Below are 24231 nucleotides of genomic sequence, written 5' to 3' on the forward strand. Positions count from 1 at the left end.
CATATAAAAATAAAAATAAATTTGTGCCTTGGCGCAAATTTATTGCTATAACATAAAAAAATATTCTTTGGAGAAATTATGAAAAAATTCATTAATAAAAAAGAAAATATCGTTGAAGAAATGATTAACGGGATTTTAAAAACAAACCCAAATGTAGAAAGAGTTGAAGGATTTAATGTTATTGTTAACAAACACTTCGATAAAAATAAAGTTGCCTTAATTTCAGGTGGTGGATCAGGACATGAACCAGCACACATGGGATTTGTTGGTGACGGAATGCTTTCAGGAGCAGTTGCTGGTGAAGTTTTCACATCACCAACACCAGATCAAGTTGAAGCAGCTATTAATGCACTTGACTCAAAAGCTGGTACATTATTAATTATCAAAAACTATACAGGTGATAAATTAAACTTCGAAATCGCACAACAATTAGCACAAGCAAGCGGTAAAGATGTTGAAACAGTTTTAGTAAACGATGATGTTGCTGTTGAAAACTCAACATGAACAATTGGACGTAGAGAAATCGCAGGAACAGTATATGTTCATAAAATTGCTGGAGCATTAGCTCAAAGAGGTGGATCATTAGCAGAAGTTAAAGCGGTTGCTCAAAAAGTTATTGACAACGTTAGAACATTTGGTATCTCACTTAACTCAATTTACATTCCTACAACAGGTAAAAAATCATTTGAATTAAATGAAACAGAAATTGAATTTGGATTAGGAATTCACGGTGAACCTGGAATTAAAAGAGAATCAATTAAGAGTTCAAAAGAAATCGTTGAAGAAATGATTGATTTAATCTTAAAAGATTATGATTACAAAGGTTCAGAAGTTGCTTTAATGATTAACGGACTTGGTGGAACACCAGAAATGGAGTTATTCATTGTCGCAAATGACGCACACAACTATTTAGCGCAAAAAGGAATTAAAGTATACACATCAAATGTTGGTAACTTTATGACATCATTAGAAATGCAAGGTGTTTCAATTTCATTATTAAAATTAGACTCACAATTAAAAGAATTATTAATGGATAAAAACGAGGTAAAATCTTGAAAATAGATGTAAATAAATTTAACAGTATTGTTAATAATATTTATTCTGAATTAAAAGCAAACGAAGACTTTATTTCAGGGTTAGATCAATCAATTGGTGACGGAGATCACGGATACAATATTGTAAGAGGATTTAATGCAGTTTTAGAATTAAATCACACTTCAATGAATCTTGAAACATACTTCATGCAAATTGGTAGAACATTAATGGCTAAAGTCGGTGGTGCTTCAGGACCATTATACGGTATGAGTTTCATGAAAGGTGCTTCAGCATTTAAAGGACTTGATGAAATTACATTTGATTCATTTAAAGTATTTGTTAATAACTTTGCTGCAAGCTTAGAATTATTAGGTAAAGTACAATTAAATGAAAAAACAATGTACGACATTTGAAAACCATTAGCTATTAAATTAGAAACAGTATCAGAAATTAACGAATCTACTAAAGAAGAAATTACAAAATATTTAGATGAACTTTTAGCAAATACAGCAAACATGGTGGCTACAAAAGGTAGAGCATCATATTTAAAAGATAGGTCAAAAGGAACAATGGATCCTGGATCATTCACATCTACAATTATTCTTAAAAACATTTTAAAAGGATTTTAATGAATAAAAAATTATTTATATTAATTAGTCACTACAATGACTTAGCAAGAGTTATAAAAGAATACGTTTCAAAAATGCTCCCAATTAACAACGAAAATATTGAAATAGTTGCTTTAGGGGGAATTAATAACGGAACAGAAATTGGTACAGAGCCAATGCAAATTTTAGAAACTATTGAAGCACGTCCAGAAATTAATGAAATCTTTATCTTTTCAGACCTTGGGTCAGCAACATTAGCAGCTGAATCAATCGCAACAATGGTAATGGACAAAAAAGTACATGTTTCAAAAGGTTCTTTTGTTGAAAACACATTCTCAGCATATGTTTTAGCAAATGTTGGAGCTTCATTTGAAGAAGTTCAAGTCGCTGCTGAAGAAAAAGTTGTTAAATAATTAAATAAAAATAAAAAGAAAAAAGTTCAAGTTTATACTTGAACTTTTTTAAAAAAATAAAAATACATCATTCATGTAATGTTTAATTATTTAAAACTTTGTATTACATGAAAAAAGCCATTTTTTGATTAAAAAAAATGGGGCGGTCGACGGGATTCGAACCCGCGCATGACGGGACCACAACCCGCTGTGTTAACCACTTCACCACGACCGCCATTTAAAGCTAACTTATTATATATCATTTAATCAACTATCAAAGAAAAAATAATCAAGTTTATCAAATTTGCAATATTGCTAACTTTAAATTAAACTAATTAATAATATTTTTTATTTCATTAAATATCCATTCTCAATATCTTTCTTTTTGAACAGAAATAAAAATATTATGCATGAATAAATTATTTTGTTTCATATACATAACTAATTCATCACTATGAATTTTGATTCCTTCATTATTGAATTCATTTGTAAAGTTTGTTTGAAAAGTTTTTATCTTACCATCTATATTTATATTAATATTAAATTCGCTATTATTAATTTGTTTTTCAGTTAAATTAAGTAAATAAAGATCATTATCTTCCCTTTTAACAATTCCGTTAAAATATTCATAATTATGAAGTGATAAAACAAAATAAATTAATAAACCAACCAAAGCAAACAAAATGCAAAGCACTAAAAATAAAATTAATTGATCAATTTTAAATTTCATTCAAGATAACCTCGCTTGCATTTTGAAAAATATATCTATCTGTATGGCTAATTTCAATCACTAACTTATCATTTAAGTACTCCTGCAAAACTTCTTTTAAAGTTTTAAAAACATTTTGATTAAGATTTTCAAATGATTCATCAAAAATAATTACATCATAGTCATTAAGAAAAATTTTAAGTATTTTAATTATTGCTATTTGACCTTTTGATAATTCATTAACATTCTTTCAGTTGATATTTTCAATATCAAAGTTTATATCCTTGAAAATTAGGTCAAGTTGATATTTTTTAATAATCGCTTTTAAATGTACAAAATCATTGATTCCAAGATATTCTAAAATACTTGTTTTTATGGTACTTAACTCAGAATTTAAGTAGCACATTTTTTCTTTTAAATCCTCATTATTGAATAATTCAATAATTTGATCATTAACCATAATTTCACCTTTATCAGAAGGCAATAAACCTACAAGAATTTTGCTTAATGTGCTTTTACCAGAACCATTTCTCCCAATCAATTTAACTTTATCTTGAAATATCATGCGATCAATATTAATGATTTTGTTTGAATTAGGATATGAAAAATCAACATATGAAACTTTTAAAGTTTTTATTTTGTTAATAAAATTCTTTAAAGAAGGTTGATACTCTTTTTTGTTTTGATAAAAAACCTGAGTTAACTTTACTTTAGCTCTAAAATTAATTAAACCGCTTATATTTTCGAAGAAACCTTTTAAAGGTTTTATAAATAAATTAAGCGAAGTAAGAAAATATATAAAATTAGGCAACTCTAATCTATTTTCTCAAATCTCATTTGCACCAACTAAACATATTACTAGTGGTGTTATTATTTCAATTAATGAATTTAGAGAATTTACTAAAATTAATTTCTTATTGTATTCTAATGACTGATTAACAAATTTTTCATTACTTAAAGTTCATTTACTTAAAATTGAATTTGATAATATATGGTGTTCAAATTCTTTAATAGAGTTGACATAATTTTCGAAATGCAAATCTCCTTCAAAGTTTTGGGTAAGAATTTTATGAAAATTTGAATCAAATATTTTTTTCTTTATAAAACTTAAAATTAATATAAAAATTCCTAAAGCGCCTAAAATGATCAACATAATATTATTAATATTTTTCAAAATTAATAATGAGATACTGAAACTAAGAATATTTATGATAAGACTAGGAAAAAACATTTGTTTTATAGATAATATCTCATAAATGCTTGCGAAACGATTTTTGATCTCTAGTGTTGATAACTTGAGTGCCATTTTTTTATTTGATATATTAAATTGATTTAACAGATATATAAATATTTCTGAAACTTTTTTATTGTAAATTATGTTAGTGATCCTATTTGTTATATTTTGTATCAAATACAAAATAACAATCATTATTATCGATGAAATACCAATTAATAGTATCTCATTTTTTAATTTATACACAATGATTGTGTTTATGATCTTTTTATTAATCAATGGTAATACTATTAAAAATATTAATTCAAGCATAAGCATTAATGTTATATATAAATGTTCTTTGTTAAATTCAAATAAACTAAAATAACTTCCCTTATTTTTATTATCTTTTACTTCATTTACTTCGTTTTTTACGTTTTTAAACTCAATAAACTCAATTAATAAACCTCTAAAAATACTTTGGAATTCATTAAATTCAAGTGTGTTTTCTTTACCAATATTTGGATCATAGTATGTTATATGACTATTTGATTTATTTGTTATTAAAACCATGTGTTCATAGTTATTTAATCTAACGATTGCACCAAAAGGCAATTCAGTTTTATCAAGTTTCACAAGTTGCGAATATTCTGTTTCATAAACTTCGATACTTCAGTTATAAAGATTAATAATTTTATCAAAATTACTTAAAGAAACACCATTTTCATCATATGTAGTTTGGAATTTAAGTTCATCAATATTAACATGTTTATCTTTGAAATTTTCTAAAAAGTATTTAAAAACATAAAGCGAACAATCTCTTGTATCTATTTGTTTGTATTTACTAGTCATAATATATCTCCATCTTATTTCGCTTATTAAATAATTTTTAATTAATGACGAACTAAAACAGAACAAATTATTTTGGAAAAAGTAATAAAAAAACTGGCTAATCACCAGAAATTAATTTAATTTTTTGAGTTTATTCATTGCATGAGCAATTTGTACATGTGCAATTTGTGCATGAGCAATTTTTGCATGAGCAAATTTTTTTGTTTTCCATAAACTCTCCTAATTTAATTTTGGTGCCCAAGACAGGACTTGAACCTGCACGGATTGCTCCACTAGATCCTTAGTCTAGCGTGTCTGCCAATTTCACCACTCGGGCATGTATAAATATTTTACCACAATTTTAAAAAATGGAAGTTTTCCATAAAAAAATATCTTTTTTGAATCTTTTTAATCCTTATGTAAAAAAATATATATAATTCCTACTATCTAAAAGATTATGGTTAAAGGAGAAATATGTCATTTCAAAAAGAATTAGAAAATAAATTATCAGAAATGAATAATGCTATTAATTCTAAAAAAACAATTTTATTAATAGATGGTGAAGACCAAAGATCAATTGAAACAGTGAAAATGATTTCTAAAACAAACTTAGTAAATGTTGTTTTATTAGTAAAAGAAAAAAACAATGAATTACCTTCAAATATTATTCAAGAAGTTATTTCGAATGAAAAGAAAGAACAATACGCAAACCAATTCTTCGAATTTAGAAATGGTAAAGAAACAATGGAGTCGGCTAAGAAAAGTCTAGAAGGTGCTCCATTTTATGCAATGATGATGTTAAAGAACAAAGAAGTTGACGGAGTAGTAGGTGGATTAAATTATACAACAGCAGATATTCTTAGAGCTGGTTTTAAAGTTATTGGTCCTAAAAAAGGTATCAAAACAATTTCATCAGCGATGATTATGCACAAAGAAACTGAAAAATACATTTTTTCAGATATTTCAGTTAACATTAAACCTAATGCAGATCAATTATCTGAAATCGGATTAAATGCAAGTGATTTTGCAAAGGGTTTAGGATTAGAACCTAAAATTGCTTTCTTATCATTTTCAACTGATGGTTCAGGGATGAGTGATGAATCAAAATTAGTTGCCGAAGCAGTTGCTAAATTTAATGAAGTAAGCGATGTTAAAGCGATTGGTGAAATTCAATTTGATGCAGCATTTGATGAAACAGTTAGAAAAGCAAAATACAAAAAAGAATCATATTCAGGAAAAACAAATGTTTTTGTATTCCCTACATTAGATGCAGGAAACATTGGTTATAAAATTGCACAACGTTTAGGTGGATTTGGAGCTATTGGCCCAGTTATTACAGGTATCTCAAGTCCTGTTAATGATCTTTCAAGAGGTTCAACACCAGAAGATGTATACAACACAATTTTAATTACAGCTTTACAAGCATTTCAAGAAAAGAAATAAGCGTCATGCTTATTTTTTTCATATTTTTTCCACATTTTTGAAAAAGATAAAATAATGTGGAAAATTTTCATAAAATTTTGCATTTTTATTTTAAAAAAACAAAATGTATCATAAAAAATTTATAATTTATCACATACTTAACAAAATTAATATATATCGGAGGTTAATGTGAAAATTATATCTATAGGAGCAAACCATGCTGGTACTTCATTTTTAAGAACAATGAAGAAAGTATCACCAGATGCGCAATTAGTTGCTTACGAAAGAAATACAGACATTTCATTTTTAGGATGTGGTATTGCGTTATGAGTAGGAGGAGAATTCGAAAGTCCAGATGGATTATTCTACTCAAGCATTGAAGAATTAAAAGGATTAGGGATCGATATTAAAATTTCTCATGAAGTTATTGGAATTAACAAAGAAGAAAAATATGTAACAGTTAAAAACTTAGTTACAGGAGAAACATTTAATGACAACTATGACAAATTAGTTTTTGCTGGAGGAACATGACCAATTATTCCACCATTTGAAAACGTTGGATTAGAAAATATCTTAATTTCAAAAATCTTTGCACATGCAAAAGAAATTAAAGCAAAAGCACTTTCAAAAGATGTTAAAAACGTTGTTGTTGTAGGTGCTGGATACATCGGAATCGAATTAGTTGAAGCTTTCCACAAATACGGTAAAAAAGTTACATTAATTGATATGCAAGACAGAATCATTCCAAACTACTTTGATGAAGAATTCACAAGCAAAATTGAAGCTAAAATGGCTCAAAGTGGAATTAGAATGCAACTTGGAGAAAAAGTTCAAAAATTTGAAACAAAAGATGGAAAAACAGTTTCAGCAGTTGTAACAGATAAAGGAACATACGAAGCTGATTTAGTAATTATGTCAATTGGATTCAAACCAAGAACAGATGTTTTACAAGGTGTTGAAAAAACCGCAAATGGAGCTATTAAAGTCGACCAATTCCAAAGATCATTAAGTGATAAAGATATTTATGCAATTGGAGATGCAGCTTCAATGGTAAGTAATGTTACAGGAGAACACACACACATTGCTCTCGCTACAAACGCTGTTAAATCAGGTATTGTTGCTGCATTCCACCTAGCAGGAAATGAAGGAATTCCATTCCCAGGATACTCAGGAACAAATGCAATTAACGTATTTAACTTCAACTACTCATCAACAGGATTAACAGAAGTTTCTGCTGGTAAAAATGATGTAGTTAAAGATAGTTTCGCTGTTGAATACTTTGAAGACAATGATAGACCAGAATTCATGCAACATCACTACAAAGTATGATTCAAAATTACATACGATAAAAATACTTTAAGACTTCTTGGGGCACAAATTGGTTCAGAAGGTAGAGAAGCTAACCATACAGAAGTAATTTACATGTTATCATTAGCAATTCAACAAAAATTAACATTACCACAAATTGCTTTAATGGACTTCTACTTCTTACCGCACTTCAATAAACCATTTAACTTTGTTATCCAAACAATCTTAAATGCTTTAAACTTAAATTACAGCAAAAAATAATACATAAAAACCAACCAAAATGGAGTTGCTTGCTCCATTTTGTTAATATTTATAAGTAAATAAATTCAATTTTATGAAAGGATCAAAATGGAATTTAAATTTATTAAACCAGGTAAAATAATGTTTTCTAAAGATGAATTAATTCGTTTCTTAGACATCGATGGAAAACTTACAAAAGATGGTAAAACTAATGAACCAAAGTTAAGTAAAGATGAACTTCTTAAAGCTTACAAATTTATGGTTTTATCAAGAAGACAAGACGAATACATGACTCAATTACAAAGACAAGGTAGAATGTTGACATTTGCTCCTAACTTTGGTGAAGAAGCTTTACAAGTTGCTTCTGCTATGGCTTTACAAAAAGATGACTGATTTGTTCCTGCCTTTAGATCAAATGCCACAATGCTTTACATGGGTATGCCGGTTAAGAACCAAATGTTATACTGAAATGGTAACGAAAGAGGTAGTGTTACACCCGAAGGAATTAACTTATTACCAGTAAATATTCCTATTGCTACTCAATGTTCTCATGCTGCTGGTATTGCTTACGCAGCTAAATTAATGGGTAAAAAAATAGTTTCAATGTCTTTCATTGGTAATGGTGGAACAGCAGAAGGTGAATTCTATGAAGCAATTAACACATCAGCTATTTGAAAATGACCATCAGTATTTTGTGTAAACAACAACCAATGATCAATCTCAACACCTGAGCACTTAGAGACAGGATCTGAAACAATTGCTGCTAAAGCTGCTGCTGCTGGTATCCCAGGTGTTAGGGTTGATGGTAATGACTTATTAGCATCATATGCAGTAATTAAAGAAGCTGTAGAATTTGCTAGAGAAGGAAATGGACCAGTTGTTGTTGAATTTGTAACATGAAGACAAGGGCCACATACAACAAGTGATAACCCAAGAGTTTATAGAACAAAAGAACAAGAAGAAGAAAAAGAAAAATGAGAACCAATGCATCGTATTGAAACATACTTAAAATCTAAAAAATATTTAACAGATGCTGAGAAAGATAAAATATGAGATGATGCATTAGAACAAGTTAAAGAAGCATATCAACAATCATTAACAGAATTGGATGTTGATATTAATGAAGTTTTTGATTATACATACGAAAGCTTAACTCCAGAATTACAAGAACAAAAAGCTGAAGCTATGGCTTACTACGCATCAAAGGAGAATAAATAATGGATAAAGAAATATTAGAAGTTAATAACATTGGTGCTGTTACAAATGCAATTGACTTAATGATGGAAAAAGACAACAGAGTTGTTCTTTGAGGTCAAGATGCAGGTTATGAAGGTGGAGTTTTCAGGGCTACTGAAGGTCTACAAAAGAAATATGGTGTAGAAAGAGTATGAGATACACCTATTGCTGAAGCTTCAATGTGTGGAATTGGAGTTGGGGCTGCAATTTATGGTCTTAGACCAATTGTAGAAATGCAATTCCAAGGATTCTCATATCCAGCTTTCCAACAATTAATGACTCACGCTGCAAGATATAGAAATAGATCAAGAGGTCGTTTCACAGTTCCTATGGTATTAAGAATGCCTATGGCTGGAGGAGTTAGGGCTCTAGAACACCACTCAGAAGCTATTGAAGCATTATTTGCACACATCCCTGGATTAAAAGTTGTTATGCCATCTACTCCTTATGATACAAAAGGATTAATGATTGCGGCTATTAATGACCCAGATCCAGTTGTTTTCTTAGAACCTAAGAAAATTTATCGTTCATTCAAGCAACAAATTCCAGCTGGAATTTATGAAGTTCCAATTGGTAAAGCAAATGTTTTAGTTGAAGGAAGTGACTTAACACTTGTTACATATGGTGCCCAAGTTCATGACTCAATTGAAGCAATTAAAAAATTAATGGAAATTGATCCATCAATTAGTGTAGAGTTAATCGACTTAAGAACAATTAAACCAATTGATACAGAAACAATTATTAACTCAGTTAAAAAGACAGGTAGATTACTTGTTGTGCATGAAGCTGTTAAATCATTCTCAGTCTCAGCGGAAATTATTACAAGAGTAAACGAAAAAGCTTTTGAATACTTAAAAGCACCTTTAACAAGATTGACAGGTTACGATATCACAGTTCCATTAGCAAGAGGTGAAAAATACCATGCAATTGATAGTGATAAAATTGTTGCTAAAATTCAAGAAGTTGTTAAATTCAAATTTTAATTAGAAAGGAAGTTATGGAAAAAATAATTTCAACCCCACTAGCAAGAGCACTTGCTGCTAAATTAGGTATAGATATTACACAAGTTAAAGGAACAGGACCTCAAGGTAGAATTTTAAAAGATGACGTCGCAAACTTTTCTAAAGCTCCAACGTCAGCGCCACAAACTACACCTGTTGCTTCAACAGAAGCTCCAAAAGCAGTTGCTCCAGTAGCCTCACTTGATGGTAAAAGAGAGAAAATTACACCTATTAGAAAAACTATTGCTAAAGCTATGGTTAACTCAAGAGATTCAGTTGCATACTTTAGTTTAGTTAACGAAATTAATGTATCTCGTTTATGAGATTTAAGAAAAGCTGTTGTTGATGATGTTTTAAAAACAACAGGTGTTAAATTAACATTCTTACCATACATTGCAAAAGCAATCATTATTGCATTAAAAGAATTCCCAATTCTTGCTGCTAAGTATGATGAAGCGAACGGTGAGATTGTCTACCCAACAACAATTAACTTAGGAATCGCTGTTGATACAGCTGCAGGATTAATGGTTCCAGTTGTTAAAGACTCACAAAACTTATCAATGGTAGATTTAGCGCAAGAAATATCAAGATTAGCACTTGCTGCTAGAGATAAAAAAATCAAACCAAATGAAATGTCAAATGGTTCATTCACAATTACAAACTATGGGTCAATTGGCGCATTATTCGGAACACCAGTTATTAACTACCCTGAATTAGCTATCGCAGGTGTAGGTGCTATTGTTGATAGACCAGTTGTTAAAGATGGACAAATCGTTCCAGGAAAAGTTATGAACTTAACAGTTTCAGCAGACCACAGATGAATCGATGGAGCAACTGTTGGTAGATTTGCTACAAGAGTTAAAGAATTACTTGAAAAACCAGAAATATTAGGAGTACTATAAGATGCTAAAATTTAAATTCGCAGATATTGGTGAAGGACTTCACGAAGGTGTTGTAGGTGAAATTTATAAAAAAGAAGGTGATGAAGTAAAAGAAGGAGATCCTCTTTTCTCAGTTGAAACTGATAAAGTTACTTCAGACATCCCTTCTCCCGCAACTGGTAAAATCTTAAAAGTTTTAATGGCTGTTGGTGATACAATTCATGTTGGTCAAGAAGTTTACCACATTGACGATGGATCAGCAGATACTCCAGAAGCATTAGCTCCACAACAACCAGCTAAAGAAGAAAAACAAGAAGGTGGAGGTGCGTCAGTTGTTGGAGAAGTTAAAGTTTCAAACCAATTATTTGATTTATCTTCATTAAGAAAACCAGCTACTGTACAACAAGTTAAAGAATCACCAAAACAAGAAGTAGCTTCAGAATCTTCAGCAAAAGACAAAGGTAAAGTTTACACAGGTACTATTGAAGAAGACTTTGACGTTATTGTTATTGGATCAGGGCCTGGTGGATATGTTGCAGCCGAAGAATCTGGATCAGCAGGATTAAAAACTTTAATTATTGAAAAAGAATTCTGAGGAGGGGTTTGTTTAAATGTTGGATGTATTCCTACAAAAGCAATCTTAAAAACTACAGAAATCTTACATTACATTAATCATGCACATGATTACGGTATAGTTGGTAAATTAGATGCTAAAATTGATTGAACAAAAATGCATGAGAAAAAATCTGAAGTTGTTAAACAACTTACAGGTGGTGTTCAAGCATTAATGAGAATGAACAAAGTAAAAACAATTTTTGGTGAAGCAAAATTTGTTGGAGCTCACGAAGTTCAAGTTGAAGGTAAAGTATATAGAGCTAAAAATATTATTATTGCTACAGGTTCAAGCGATAGAAAAATTCCACTTTCAGGATTTGCAGAAGGATATGCAAGTGGTAAATTAATTACATCTAAAGAAGCAATCAATCTTAAAGATAAACCTAAATCATTAACAATCATTGGTGGTGGGGTTATCGGGGTAGAATTCGCCCAAGTGTTTGCTGCTACAGGTGTTAAAGTTACAATCTTACAAAACTTACCAACAATTTTAGCAATGCTTGATAAAGATATCGTTAAACAAGTTTCAAATGACTTAAAAGAAGCGAATGTTGAAGTTATCACAAATGCTAATACAACAAAATTTGAAAACAACAAAATTTACTATGAAGTTGATGGAAAGGAACACTCTATTGAATCAGACGTTGTTTTAGTTTCAGTTGGTAGAATTCCTGAATCATTAGGGCTTGAAGAAGTTGGTATTAAACTTGGTGAAAGAAAACAACTTATTGTTGACGAATTATGTCAAACAAATGTTGAAGGTGTTTACGGTATTGGGGACGTTGTAGGTCAAGCAATGTTAGCACACGTTGCTTACCGTCACGCTGTTGTAGCAATTTCTAACATTCTTAAGAAAAATGTTAAATACTCAGCAAAAACAGTTCCAGCATGTATTTATACACACCCTGAAATCGCTGCTGTTGGTTTAACAGAAGAACAAGCTAGAGCAGAAGGAAGAGATATTATTGTTGCAAAACATGAATTCAAATTCGTTGGTAAAGCATTAGCAGCTCACGAATCAAAAGGATTTGCTAAATTCATTATCGGCAAGGAATTTGGTGAAATTATCGGTTGCCACATTATTGGCGCCGCTGCAACAGATTTAATCTCAGAAGTTGTTTTAGCAATGGATATTGAAGCGACAATTTACGATATTGCTTCAGCAATCCATCCACATCCAACATTTAGTGAAATTTTATGAGAAGCTGCTAGAAATGCAGTTCACCAATTACACAAACTTAAAAAATAATTTAAAAAAAACAAACGCTATAAAAAGCGTTTGTTTTTTATACTTAATTTATTTAGCGCTTATTATTTTACTTGAAAACGCAAAATATAGTCCAACTGGCACAACAAGTGCAATTAATGAGCCTGCTGCTTGAATATTGATAAAGTGTCCTCCAGAAGGGGTTGCACCTATTTGTCTAAATCAAATTCCAACAGTTTTATATTCGGTATTACTTAATAAAAAGTTTGGTCATAAATAATCATTTCAAATTGAGATAAAGCTAAAAATAATTAATAAAAAGTACATATTTTTAAGCTCTTTTCAATAAACAAAATAAAATCTTTCTCATCACTTTAAATTATCATTTTTAATAAGCTTATCATACTTTTGCTCAGTTTTTTTATAACTCAAAAGTAAGTTATAAATAAAGAAATATGAAAATAATGAATTAGTTACAAGTGATAAAGGTGTTAATGAGTTTAATAACTTCATTTTGCCTAAGAGTTCTCTTAATGATAAATAAATTGAGAACTCAGGCACAAAAGAGAATATCAAAATAATTAATAACATGAGCTTTTGAACTCTTTCCCCTAGCTTATTAATCCCTATAATAAAACTACTATAAAAGGATAACCTAATTAAAATCAATAATAACGCACTAGCAAATGAAATTAAAAGAGCATTTCAAAAACTTGTATCCTTTAAAAAAACAAAATTACTAAACTCAAACTCATTAAAATAAAGATTATATTCTTTTAAAACAACTGAATTAGTTGATTTAAAAGCTACTAAAATAAGAATATAAATTGGAAACAATAAAGCAAGTGTAATCATCATTAATAATAAAATAATAATAATATCTTTATAAATTTTTCTATACATTTAACATCCTTTTTCTAATCTTTATAAATGTAATTTGAGTAACTTTAATAATTATTAACGAACATAAAAATAAACAAATTAAATATAATAAAGCAATAAAACTTGCTGCATATGCTTTATTATTATCAACTGAAATTGTGTTATCTATTGGTTTAATTAAACTTAAAATATAACTTGTTAAGGTATGAGCCTTAAGCATTGATACATCACTTTCATTAATAATAGCTCCTGGATACATTAAAAACGAAAAAATGATATTTGTGTAAACTAATAAAAATAAATGTTTTTTGAATTCTTTAAAGTATAAGAGTTTAAGTTTATCAGCAATGTTTAAATTATCAATTTGCATAATCTTTTTATATTTATTATTAACAGACATAAATACAAAAGATAAGATAACTATATTAAATGGTAAAGACCTTCACATTTGAAAGATAAATAAATATAGCTTAATGTTTAATTTATTTTGGCCATATAAAAAACTTTTATTAGAGTTAAACAACTTAAAAAATAAATTCTGTTCACCAAAAAGTAAAATAAATGCAATACCAACCACAAAGCTAGAAATAAAGAACTGCGAATAAATCATTTTTAAAAAGAAACTTTTAGTTCTTTTTAAAGTTAATGCACTTAGTCAATAACTTAGAAATATCGCCATTAATAAGGAAATAAGTGGAGGGATAAAAAATAGAAATGTTGAATTACTGATGGCTACCTTAAAATCATAATCATTAATAACATTTTTATAGTTATTAATATCATAAATATAAAATGTTTTTTTATTTTGGCTAGGGAAGACAATAAATGATTCTTTTAAGGTTGTAATAATTGGAACAATATAGAAAATGATTAATAAAATTATTAATGGTAAGATTAATGAAAGTGCTTTTCAATATCTTTTTAATATACCATTTATATTTTTAAGTTTATTCATTTTCAAATCTTAAGATTTTTTCATTTTCTACATTTAATGTTACATAATCACCGATATTTAACTGAGAGCCAATACTTAATGATTTAATAATTTTACCTTCATGATTTTGGATTGTATAAAGAATTAAATTACCTAGATTTTCTTTTGCAACAACTTTATATTCTTGGACTATATCAGAAGAACTTAACTTAACATCAATTGGTCTTAAATACTCAGTATAAGAATCATTTTTGTTTCAAAAGTTTAAACTTGGATTACTAAAGAAATTTGCTACAAAGTAGTTTTTAGGTTTATTTAAAATATTTTCTTTTGTATCAAACTGCTCAAGTTTTCCTTTGTTTAAAACAAGTATATAATCACTTAGTTTTAATGCATCATATTGATCATGTGTAATTAAAATAATAGAAAGATTAAAATCATTTTTAATTTTAATTATTCAGTCAATTGCTTTTTCTTTGATCTTAATATCAAGTGCTGAAAAAGGTTCATCCATTAAGATTAAGTTTGCTTTTTTGATGATAGCTTTAGCTATTAATACTCTTTGTTTTTGTCCGCCGGAGATATTTTTCGCCTTATTATTTAAAATATCGCTGATTTGCATTTTATTAGCAATATTATTCAAATCTTTTTGAAAGATATTTTTTAGTTTAATAGCCTTAATAAACTGCGTAGCAACTTTATTTTTTAAACTAACAAACAACACTAAAGTAAATAAATTAGCAAATAAAATAGCTTCTTTATTTTCTTTTTCATTATTAAGATATTCATTTAATTTTTTATCAATTCAGTTATTAGAAATATTATTTGTAGCAATAAAGTTAGAAAGTGTTTGCTTTCTTGCTTGCTTTCTTCATTTAAATGAATTTTTGGCACTTAAATAAATATTGTTTAATACTGTAGCTTCTTCATATATTAAATTGTCTTGTAAAATATAACCCATTTCATGAGTTTTTAGGTCTCCTAAAACATTGAGTTCTCCACTTGTTGGTTTATCAAGTTTAGCAATTAAATTTAATAATGAAGTTTTACCGGCACCTGAAGGTCCAACAATTGAAACAATCTTGTTTTCAGGTATTTTAAGCTCTTTAATATTTAAAATTTCTTTCTTGTTTTTAGTTAAAATTAAGTCTTTTAATATTGCTATCATATTCATATTTTAATTTTATCAAAAATTATAGATGTATTTAATTTTACGTTGCTTTACAAAATGAAAAATTGATAAGTAAAATATATAAAAGTCAAATAAAAACCGCACTAGTAGTACGGAAATTTATTTAATTATTTATTTAAATTTTCATAAAGTAAAATCATTGACTTAATAACCATTTCTTCCACTATATTTACAGTGATTTCATTTTTAAGGAAACTTAAGTTACCTCCTGTAAATAAAACTGGCAAATTATCATGATTTAATGCATTTAAGAATCCTTGAATCATAAAGTAATTACCTTTGATTATCCCTGAAGATATTGCATCTTTTGTGTTGGTTGCTAAAATGTCTGATAATTCATAATTTAATTCAACTTGATTTAATAAAAAAGCATTTGAAAATAATGATTCCATTGAGTTTTTAATACCAGGAGCAATAATAACTCCCTTTAAAGTTTTGTTTTCTATTTTTGTTATTACAGTAGCGGTGCCAAAAGAGACCACAAAACCACTATAATAATTTTTAGCCATATAATAAGATGTAAGTAAAATATCTGTTCCAACTTCATCAAGAGTGATTTCTCCATGTCCATAAACTTCATTTTTAAACATTTCATGGTTAATATTTTGTAAGTTTACTTTGTGTTTTTTTAATACTTTTTGAACAACTTTACTTTTATCATAGTTCACAGAAGAAAGTAATGCATCATTAAATGTATAACCCTTTGCAATAAGGTTTTTGAAGTATTTATTAAGGTTTCATTTAGTCAATGATTTAGTTGGTAATTTATCAATTATTAATTCATTTTTATTATTAAAGTATCCAATTTTCAAAAGTGAATTACCAAGGTCTAAGAATAAGATGTTTTTCATTTTTTACCTATTTCATGCTATTTATTATTTGATTAATTTTGTCATTAATTAATTCTGGTTGTTCGAAAAATAATGCATGACCACAATTTTCGAGCTCTGTTAATTCTTTATTTAACTGAATTGCGATTTTTTTAACTGAATTAAGCGGAACAAATCTATCATTAATTCCACTTATTATTTGGTAATCATTATTTGCTTCATATAAAGGTTTAATTGAATTTTGTAAATAAAAATCATTGGTTATTTGATTTTTAGCCATATTTTTAAATATTGAAAGTTTTTTCTGTGAAACATTTAAAAACATTTGAGCAATTTTGCTTAAGTTTTCTTTATAGTTATTTTTATTTAAATAAATTAAATTATCTGAACTTTCAAACGCTTCATCATATGTACTTGGCATTAATCATCTAATTAATCTTTTAGTAGTTTGTGATAAAGTTTCATCAACTACATCATATAGAATATTGTGATTGATTGGGGCTGCAAGCAATGCTTTTGACACTAAGTTATTATTCAATAAATATAAAGCGCTTGCACCACCTAATGAATGGCCAATTACTAATTTAATGTCAAAGCCTGATTGCTTGACAAATGCACTTGCGATTTGTTGATAATACTCAATTGATATTTCATTATTAGCTGAGCTTAGTCCACAACCTGGAAAATCAAATGAAACTACATCATAATCTCTATTTGCTAAATTGTAAACTTGTTGAGCAAAAGAAGTTGACGAACCAAAACCATGTAAGAATAAGACTTTTGCTTTTTGATTATCTTCATAAATTACATTAATTGTTTCGTTTAAGATTTGTATTTTTTCTTTTTTAAACATTAGTTAAATAATACTTCCAATATTTCTTCTATACTAATTGCACCAAAATAGTTTTTAAGATCATCTAGATTTTCGAAAAATGTTTTTAAGTTATTTTTAGAAAAGTCTTGACCAATTAATTTTTCTTCAATATAACTTGTTCCTAATAATGTTAAAAAGTCACCTTCAAATTTAATTTCTTGAATTTTATTTTCTTTGATGTTAGCACTAATTTGTAAGATACCAGCACCAGTTTTTTTCTCACTAAAGAATGAGAATTCTGGGTTTTTGCCTAAAACTCATTCGTTTGATTCTCTTAGTTTTCTAACTTCAGCTACTTGGTCTAAATATTTTTGAGGAATGTCTAAAATTTTTGCCTGGTATTTTTCTTTCAAAAATGTTGCAAACTTTTCAATAAACTCTTGAATGGTTATTTTTTCTTCAAGTTCATTTAATAAGTTTGTAACTCTTTGCTTTGCACTTGTGATACCTTTTGATTCCATTTTTAATTTACTTGGGTTTAAGACATTTCCTAACACTGTTAAGTTAGCATTAAATAAAATTGTTCCATGGTGCACAATTTTATTTTTATAAATGAATTGGGCATTACCGGAGAATTTTGCATCATTAACAACCAAATCATTTCTTCCTTTAAATTGTGCATTAAGACCTAATGATTGCAAGAAACTCAAAACTGGTTCCAGGAATTTTTGATAACTTCTGTCGCTATTATTTAGTGTGATAAATGAGAAGTTTAAGTTACCTAAATCATGGTAAACTGCACCTCCTCCTGAAAGTCTTCTATATAACCCAATTTTTTGCTCTTCTAAAACATTGAATTTTACTTCTTTATAAGCGTTTTGGTTTCTACCGATAATTACATCATTTGCATGTTGATATAAGAAGATAACATCTTCAGTATTATCTTGATCTTTTGTAATGATTTCTTCAAGTACTAAATTGAAAAATGGTGAATACTCTTTACTAATATATATTTTCATATTACTCCTTATTAATTAAATCAAAGCTTGTAATGCTTTTAAATTGTTTTAAAAAGTTTGCTTTTTCTTCTGTTTTTAAGTTTAAATTATCAATTCCAAAAATATTAATTTGACCATAATCTCATCTTTTCTGATATCTATTTTTATCTAATAAGAATAATAAATCTTCAATGAATCAATCAAAGTATGAAGCGTTATATTTAATATCCCTTAAAAGTCCATTAATCTTAATATCAATAGTTCTGTTTGCATGATTTAAAATACTTAAATCGAATGATAATTCTAGCTCTTTACTAGCTATTGTTTGATATAAATTACTCATAATATATTAAATTATAAACTTTTATATTTATTTTCTAAGGTTATTAAATATTATTCGATAAAAAAAAGTCATGCTTAAGCACGACCTTTTAAATTATTATAATTCTTTGCCAATGTTTGCAACTATTTCGTTGTTTAATGATTCTGCTTCAACACCAATAATTGCTTGGAAAGAAGTGTCTGACATTTTAGCTAATCCAAAAGCACCTGCTTTTTTAATTAACTCTTCATCAACTTTTGAACCATCTTTAACAACGTATCTTAATCTAGTTGAACAATTATTGTATTCAACAATGTTATCTCATCCACCAAAACCTTGAACAATTTGTTTAGCTTTTGTTGAGAACCCTGAAGATTGTTCTGATGCTTCTTGTGCTTTTTCTTCTTGTAAGATAACACCTGCACCACGTCCTGGAGTTGCTAAGTTTAATTTTTTGATTAAGTATTTTCCAATAAAGAAGTAACTTGCTGCTGTTAATAATCCGATTGGAATAATTCAAGCAGGGTTAGCGAATACTCTTGCTGCACCTGTGAAGTTTGAATCGTTAATAATTGCCATTGATTTAGGAATTGAAGTAATGTAGTCCATTAATCCAGCTGAGAATCCAAATCCTAATTGAATTCCAAATGCACCAGTAATGAATGCAAATACACCAGTTAAAACGGCATGTACAAAATATAATAAAGGAGAAGCATATAAGAATGCAAATTCAATTGGTTCTGTAATTCCAGAAAGGAAGCTAACTAAAGCTGCTGAACCAAATAAAGCAATAACTCTTGTTCTTTGAACTTTGTTTTCTGCAGTATATACAAACGCTGCAACTAATGCAGGCAATCCAAACATCATCATTGGGAAGAATCCAGCTTGGAAGATTCCACCTGGGTTATCTTTTGCAACACCTTGTAAGAAGATGAAGATATCACCATTTACAGTTTCACCAGCTTTAGCACCTTCTTTAGCTCATGAACCTAATTGGAATCAGAATAAGTTGTTAGGAATGTGGTGTAATCCAAATGGAATTAATAAACGGTTAATAAATCCATATACACCCATAATTGAAGCTCTTGTAAATCTTGTTCCAAGTGTTGCTTTTTCTCCAACACTTGTTGCATCTGAAAGAGCTTTAGAAATTAAGTAAATTAGATAAGCAATTCATGGGAAAACGATTGCTCAAATTATTGAGAATACTGTTGCTGCAATGATTGCTAAAGCAGGAATTAGTCTTTTTCCTGAGAAAAATCCTAATACTTTAGGTAATTCAACACTGTTTGTTCTATTGTAAATGTAAGCAACTAATGCACCAACAAAAATAGAAGTTAAAATGTTGTTTCCTAAGATTGCATCATATTTACCACCAAATAAAGCTTTGAAACCTACAATTCCGTTTCCAAAGTTAACTTGATTGTAAAATTGATCTGCTAAAAACGGAACTAAGAAAGTTGTTATTAATACAGCAATCAATCCTGCAAATGCAGCTTCACCACGTTTATCTTTTGAAAAACCAAAAGCTAAACCTACTGCAAAGATTAAGTGTAAATTGTCAAATACAATTCCACCACTTTTAATTGTTATTGTTTGCACAATATTTGCGAATTGTGTTTGTGTTGGGATTTCAGCACCTATTCTTAATAAAATAGCTGCTACAGGTAAAATCGCAATTGGGAACATTAAAGTTGACCCAATTTTGCTCAACACCTGCATCATCTTTTTAAAGATATTTTGTTGAGGTTTTAAATGACTTAGAGCACTCATTATTTTCTACCTCCTGATTTTGCCATTGAACGAACTAACGCTTTTTTAGAAATGTAAATTTGAACAACGACTGTTGAAACGATTGCACTAAAGAATACTATTAAGAACATTAAAGCTACTGAAGCTACAATATTAGAATGTCTTTTAATTCCATCTTCGTCAACTGGAGCTTTATATAATGTTGATAATAAAACTAGTGCAATTAATAATAAAGCTCATAATGCTCAAAGACCAATGTAGATTCATTGAAACTTGTGAACTTTATTCAAGAAACTGATTTTATTTAACATTTTTAAACCTTTCTAAAAATACTAGGAGTGAGTTTCTCCCACTCATAATAATTGTAAACCTATTTATAAAAATATTTCAAACCATTCAGTTTAATTCACTTTTTTTGCGTTTTTCCCTATTTTTATATGAAAATTTTTCCACAAAGTGAATGAATCATTCACTTTTTAACATTTTTGCACCATAGTACTAGAATAAAAGCGAAGTGAGGCACAATGAAAGAACTAGATAAATTAAGTATTAAAAATCTTGTAAATTTATTTAATGAAACAAATTTAGAGGTGCATCAAGCATTAAAAAATATTGAAGGTGACCTTGAGCTAATAATTCAAAAAATAATAAAAACTATTCAAAATAGAGGAAGAGTAATTTATGTAGGTGCTGGATCCAGCGGAAGAATTGGATTGCTTGATGCATTAGACGTTTTACCTACTTTTAATGAAGAAAATTGATTTACTTATTCCATGGCTGGTGGCAACCAAGCGGTTTTAAAATCACTTGAAGGATTTGAAGATGATTATCAACTTGGTTTTAATGATGCAAAACGAATGAATGTAAATCAAAAAGACTTAATAATAGGTCTTTCAGCTTCAGGTAATACTAAATATATTAAAGGTTTTTTTGACTTTGGAAAGTCTCAAAATGCTTACAATGTTTTAATTGAAAATAAACTTGGCGGTGCTTGTGAAGGTGTTAGTGACTTTATATTATTTGTCGATACCGGTAAAGAAATAATTGATGGTTCAACTAGGTTAAAAGCTGCAACTGCACAAAAATTAATTTTAAATATGTTCTCAAGCATTGGTGCAATTAAAAATAATAAAGTTTACAATGATTTAATGATAGATTTAACACCTATTAATGAAAAACTTGTTTTAAGAAGCTATCAAATTATTAGCTTAATTAATAATGTATCATTAGAAAAGGCAAAAGAATATTATGAACTAGCTGATTATAATATTAAACAAGCTTGCGTTATGCTGAAGTATAATATTAATAAAGAAAGCGCTAAAAATCTATTAGATAAATCAAATAATAATTTAAGAAAGGCACTTGAAAATGGAATCAATAATTAAAGATGTTAAAGTAATTAATCCTGATAGCACTATTAATAATGCTGATGTTATTATTGAAAATAATTTTATTAAAGAAATAATCCCAAAAAGCGGAGAAGGCTCAATGCTTTTAATCCCTGGATTTATTGATACTCATATTCATGGAATGGGTAATTATGATGTTATGGAAGGCGCAAAAGCATTACAAAATATCTCAACACAACTTTCCCGTTATGGTACAACCTCATTTATGCCTACATTAATGACTAATTCTTGAGAAACAATTATTAAATCATTAAAAGAAATAGCTCATAATGAATTTTGAGTTTCAAGAAACCTTGGTTTTCACATTGAAGGCCCTTTTATAGGTAATGATAAAAAAGGAGCTCATAAGCAAGAATTCTTACTGAAGGCAACAAAACAAAGAATTAAACAACTTGCAGTAGAAAGTGAATATAATCTTAAAAAAATCTCATTTGACCCAAGTATGATGAGTATTAAAAACTTCAAGTTCATGCAAGAAGAACTTCACATTATAGGCTCAATTGGTCATTCAAGCGCTAGTTATGCTTTAGCTGAAGAATTCTTTAAAAATGGATGTACTTTAGTTTGTCATTTATGAAATGCAATGTCTGGAGTTGATTCAAGAAATCCAGGTATTGCTCAAGCAGCACTTTATCATGATGATGTTTATACAGAATTAATTATCGACTTTGTACATAGTTCTAAAGAAACAATTTTATTTACAATTAAAAACAAAACGCCAGATAAAATTATAGCTGTATCTGATGCAATAAAACCTGCGTATTATGAAGATGGAGAAAATATCTCTGGTGGAGTACCTGTATTTAAAAAAGGTAAATTAATCACCTTATTAAATACAAACACAATTGCGGGTTCTGGAATAATGATTTACGATGCATTTGTTAATTTAGTAAAAATAGGAATCTCACTTAATGATGCAGTTAAAATGACTTCATATAATGCCGCAAAGCATCTTGGGCATTGCAAATTAGGTAAAATTGAGAAAAACTTTTTAGCAGATTTTATAATCATGAATCCAAAAAATTACAAAATTAAGTCAGTTTATATTGATGGAAGAAGGATAAAGTAAAATGAAAGTATTAATTAAACCAAACACCCAAGTTCAAGCAGAATTTGCTGCTAATCTTATTAAAGAAGAAATCTTAGCAAAACCAGATCTTAAAATCTGTTTTGCAACTGGTAATTCACCTATTAAAACTTATCAAGAACTAATTAAAATGAACAAAAATAAGGATGTATCATTTTCAAAAGTTACTTCGTTTAATCTTGATGAATATGTAGGCATTCAAAAAGAAAATAAATGCTCATATCATTACTTCATGCATAAAACCTTATTTGATTATATTGATATAAATAAAGCAAATATTAATTTACCAAATGGAATTGGAAATATTGTTGATAACTCAAACAAATATGAAGCCTTAATTAAAGAAAAAGGTGGAATTGATTTAATGATTTTAGGTATTGGTAAAAATGCTCATATAGCCTTTAATGAACCAGGTTCATTACCAACTGAAAGAACAAGAGAAGTGAAATTAACAAAAAGCACAATAGACGCAAACAAAATTTATTTTGATAGTGAAAATGATGTTCCTAAAACAGCAATTTCCATGGGTATTAAAACAATTTTAGAGGCCAAAAAAATCATTTTATTAGCTGACGGAGAATCAAAGGCAAAAGCATTATTTGATACAATTTTTGGTGAAGTAAGTCCTGAAATTCCTTCGAGTTATTTAAAAACACATCCAGATGTTACTTTAATAGTTGATGAAAGTTCGGCAAAAATGATTTTAGAAAAAGTTAAAAAATAATTATTAGTGCACCATGGGTGTGCTTTTAATTTATGAAGTATATGAAAAAATACCATAAATGAAACAGGTGCAAGAACATTCTTGAGCGAAGTGGTTTTAAAAGATTACAATAAATACTTTAAGTCAGATTTTTCAATTGAAAAAGGTGGTTTTGAAGATTATTATAAAGACCCTTCAAAACAAGTGAAAGATAAGAAAATTGATTTATTAACCGTTGTGGGAATGTTTTTTAACTGGTTTTGACGCTCCATGACTAAACACATTATTTGTAGATAAAAACCTTAAATATCATGGTTTAATTCAAGCTTTCTCAAGAACAAATAGAATTTTAGGTAAAAGCAAAGCATTTGATAATATTGTTTGCTTTAGAGACCTAATCGCTAATACACAAAGAGCAATTGAGATTTTTGGTGATGAAAATAGTGCAAACATTATTTTAGAAAAATCATATAATGATTATATTTATTGTTTCGAAGATCCAATTACCCAAAAAAGATATAAAGGATTTGTCGAAATTTCGGAAGAGCTTAATGAGAAATTTAGTGATCTTTCTAAAATTGAATTCTAAAAAGATAAACTTGAATTTGTT

Annotated in this window: 24 protein-coding genes, 2 tRNA genes and 1 pseudogene; 14 read left to right on the forward strand and 13 right to left on the reverse strand. The window is 28.4% G+C overall.

The genetic code is table 4. The annotated features are described in order from the left end of the window. The first annotated feature begins 78 nt into the window (after positions 1-78). From dhaK to D2846_RS01225, 3 genes are read left to right on the forward strand one after another with little or no spacing between them, the layout of a single operon-like run. Complete coding sequence (gene dhaK / locus D2846_RS01215) at positions 79-1062, forward strand: dihydroxyacetone kinase subunit DhaK (protein ID WP_117275092.1); 984 nt, start codon at positions 79-81, stop codon at positions 1060-1062. Continuing rightward, a complete protein-coding gene (gene dhaL, locus D2846_RS01220; RefSeq protein ID WP_117275093.1) occupies positions 1053-1664 on the forward strand; it encodes a dihydroxyacetone kinase subunit DhaL in 612 nt (203 codons plus the stop codon). The genes dhaK and dhaL overlap by 10 nt, the downstream gene beginning before the upstream one ends. Continuing rightward, the gene (locus tag D2846_RS01225; RefSeq protein ID WP_117275094.1) at positions 1664-2056 is read left to right on the forward strand and encodes a PTS-dependent dihydroxyacetone kinase phosphotransferase subunit DhaM; all 393 of its coding nucleotides are present in this window, start codon (positions 1664-1666) and stop codon (positions 2054-2056) included. The genes dhaL and D2846_RS01225 overlap by 1 nt, the downstream gene beginning before the upstream one ends. Positions 2057-2194: 138 nt before the next feature. On the opposite strand, the gene D2846_RS01230 is transcribed toward D2846_RS01225, so the two are convergent. The 4 genes from D2846_RS01230 to D2846_RS01245 all read right to left on the reverse strand — a co-directional run bounded on the left by D2846_RS01230 (position 2195) and on the right by D2846_RS01245 (position 5125). Beyond that, positions 2195-2270 (reverse strand) — tRNA-His (locus D2846_RS01230). A 96-nt stretch (positions 2271-2366) separates the two neighbouring features. Continuing rightward, positions 2367-2765 (reverse strand): MAG1140 family protein, encoded by a 399-nt coding sequence (locus D2846_RS01235; RefSeq protein ID WP_117275095.1) that lies wholly within the window; start codon positions 2763-2765, stop codon positions 2367-2369. Continuing rightward, positions 2755-4809 (reverse strand): Mbov_0121 family peptidase domain-containing ABC transporter, encoded by a 2055-nt coding sequence (locus tag D2846_RS01240; RefSeq protein ID WP_117275096.1) that lies wholly within the window; start codon positions 4807-4809, stop codon positions 2755-2757. Before D2846_RS01240 ends, D2846_RS01235 begins: the two co-directional genes overlap by 11 nt. A gap of 231 nt (positions 4810-5040) precedes the next feature. Continuing rightward, positions 5041-5125 (reverse strand) — tRNA-Leu (locus D2846_RS01245). Positions 5126-5262: 137 nt separating this feature from the next. On the opposite strand from D2846_RS01245, the gene D2846_RS01250 reads away from it, so the two are divergent. From D2846_RS01250 to lpdA, 6 genes are all read left to right on the forward strand, one after another. Then, positions 5263-6231: a phosphate acetyltransferase gene (locus D2846_RS01250; RefSeq protein WP_117275097.1), complete on the forward strand. Its 969-nt coding sequence runs from the start codon at positions 5263-5265 to the stop codon at positions 6229-6231. Positions 6232-6399: 168 nt separating this feature from the next. Beyond that, positions 6400-7779 (forward strand): FAD-dependent oxidoreductase, encoded by a 1380-nt coding sequence (locus D2846_RS01255; protein WP_117275098.1) that lies wholly within the window; start codon positions 6400-6402, stop codon positions 7777-7779. Positions 7780-7866: 87 nt separating this feature from the next. Then, entirely contained in the window at positions 7867-8976 is a 1110-nt protein-coding gene (gene pdhA, locus D2846_RS01260) for a pyruvate dehydrogenase (acetyl-transferring) E1 component subunit alpha (RefSeq protein WP_117275099.1), read from the forward strand. Further along, positions 8976-9977: an alpha-ketoacid dehydrogenase subunit beta gene (locus D2846_RS01265; protein WP_170128415.1), complete on the forward strand. Its 1002-nt coding sequence runs from the start codon at positions 8976-8978 to the stop codon at positions 9975-9977. The genes pdhA and D2846_RS01265 overlap by 1 nt, the downstream gene beginning before the upstream one ends. Positions 9978-9991: 14 nt before the next feature. After that, entirely contained in the window at positions 9992-10897 is a 906-nt protein-coding gene (locus D2846_RS01270) for a 2-oxo acid dehydrogenase subunit E2 (protein WP_117275101.1), read from the forward strand. A 1-nt stretch (position 10898) separates the two neighbouring features. Then, complete coding sequence (gene lpdA, locus D2846_RS01275; RefSeq protein ID WP_117275102.1) at positions 10899-12740, forward strand: dihydrolipoyl dehydrogenase; 1842 nt, start codon at positions 10899-10901, stop codon at positions 12738-12740. 48 nt (positions 12741-12788) lie between these two features. Here the strand turns inward: lpdA and D2846_RS01280 are convergent, their stop codons facing one another. The 9 genes from D2846_RS01280 to D2846_RS01320 all read right to left on the reverse strand — a co-directional run bounded on the left by D2846_RS01280 (position 12789) and on the right by D2846_RS01320 (position 20733). Further along, positions 12789-13601 carry an ABC transporter permease subunit gene (locus D2846_RS01280; protein WP_117275103.1) on the reverse strand — a complete coding sequence of 271 codons (813 nt, stop codon included), beginning with the start codon at positions 13599-13601 and terminating at the stop codon, positions 12789-12791. Next, positions 13594-14535: a sugar ABC transporter permease gene (locus tag D2846_RS01285; RefSeq protein WP_117275104.1), complete on the reverse strand. Its 942-nt coding sequence runs from the start codon at positions 14533-14535 to the stop codon at positions 13594-13596. The genes D2846_RS01280 and D2846_RS01285 overlap by 8 nt, the downstream gene beginning before the upstream one ends. Further along, a complete protein-coding gene (locus tag D2846_RS01290; RefSeq protein ID WP_170128416.1) occupies positions 14528-15682 on the reverse strand; it encodes an ATP-binding cassette domain-containing protein in 1155 nt (384 codons plus the stop codon). Before D2846_RS01290 ends, D2846_RS01285 begins: the two co-directional genes overlap by 8 nt. 131 nt (positions 15683-15813) lie before the next feature. Beyond that, the gene (locus tag D2846_RS01295; protein ID WP_117275106.1) at positions 15814-16557 is read right to left on the reverse strand and encodes a type III pantothenate kinase; all 744 of its coding nucleotides are present in this window, start codon (positions 16555-16557) and stop codon (positions 15814-15816) included. Between the two features lie 7 nt (positions 16558-16564). Continuing rightward, positions 16565-17389 carry an alpha/beta fold hydrolase gene (locus D2846_RS01300; protein WP_117275107.1) on the reverse strand — a complete coding sequence of 275 codons (825 nt, stop codon included), beginning with the start codon at positions 17387-17389 and terminating at the stop codon, positions 16565-16567. Continuing rightward, on the reverse strand, positions 17389-18369 hold the full coding sequence (locus D2846_RS01305) for a lipoate--protein ligase (RefSeq protein ID WP_117275108.1): 981 nt from the start codon (positions 18367-18369) through the stop codon (positions 17389-17391). Before D2846_RS01305 ends, D2846_RS01300 begins: the two co-directional genes overlap by 1 nt. Position 18370: 1 nt before the next feature. After that, a complete protein-coding gene (locus tag D2846_RS01310) occupies positions 18371-18691 on the reverse strand; it encodes a hypothetical protein (RefSeq protein WP_117275109.1) in 321 nt (106 codons plus the stop codon). Positions 18692-18787: 96 nt separating this feature from the next. After that, a complete protein-coding gene (locus D2846_RS01315; protein ID WP_117275110.1) occupies positions 18788-20443 on the reverse strand; it encodes a PTS transporter subunit EIIC in 1656 nt (551 codons plus the stop codon). Then, positions 20443-20733 (reverse strand): hypothetical protein, encoded by a 291-nt coding sequence (locus D2846_RS01320; RefSeq protein ID WP_223211523.1) that lies wholly within the window; start codon positions 20731-20733, stop codon positions 20443-20445. The genes D2846_RS01315 and D2846_RS01320 overlap by 1 nt, the downstream gene beginning before the upstream one ends. 213 nt (positions 20734-20946) lie before the next feature. On the opposite strand from D2846_RS01320, the gene D2846_RS01330 reads away from it, so the two are divergent. From D2846_RS01330 to D2846_RS03725, 5 genes and pseudogenes are all read left to right on the forward strand, one after another. Further along, a complete protein-coding gene (locus D2846_RS01330; RefSeq protein ID WP_117275112.1) occupies positions 20947-21807 on the forward strand; it encodes an N-acetylmuramic acid 6-phosphate etherase in 861 nt (286 codons plus the stop codon). Further along, entirely contained in the window at positions 21791-22900 is a 1110-nt protein-coding gene (gene nagA, locus D2846_RS01335) for an N-acetylglucosamine-6-phosphate deacetylase (protein WP_117275113.1), read from the forward strand. The genes D2846_RS01330 and nagA overlap by 17 nt, the downstream gene beginning before the upstream one ends. Position 22901: 1 nt before the next feature. Next, a complete protein-coding gene (gene nagB / locus D2846_RS01340; RefSeq protein ID WP_117275114.1) occupies positions 22902-23642 on the forward strand; it encodes a glucosamine-6-phosphate deaminase in 741 nt (246 codons plus the stop codon). 90 nt (positions 23643-23732) lie between these two features. Beyond that, a complete protein-coding gene (locus tag D2846_RS03720; RefSeq protein WP_408633945.1) occupies positions 23733-23918 on the forward strand; it encodes a type I restriction enzyme subunit R domain-containing protein in 186 nt (61 codons plus the stop codon). Then, positions 23857-24060: pseudogene (locus tag D2846_RS03725) on the forward strand (type I restriction enzyme subunit R domain-containing protein); the annotation flags it as partial. The gene D2846_RS03720 and the pseudogene D2846_RS03725, both read left to right, overlap by 62 nt. Between the last annotated feature and the right edge of the window lie 171 nt (positions 24061-24231).

The organism is Mycoplasmopsis edwardii (assembly GCF_900476105.1).
Taxonomy (GTDB): domain Bacteria; phylum Bacillota_I; class Bacilli_A; order Mycoplasmatales; family Metamycoplasmataceae; genus Mycoplasmopsis; species Mycoplasmopsis edwardii.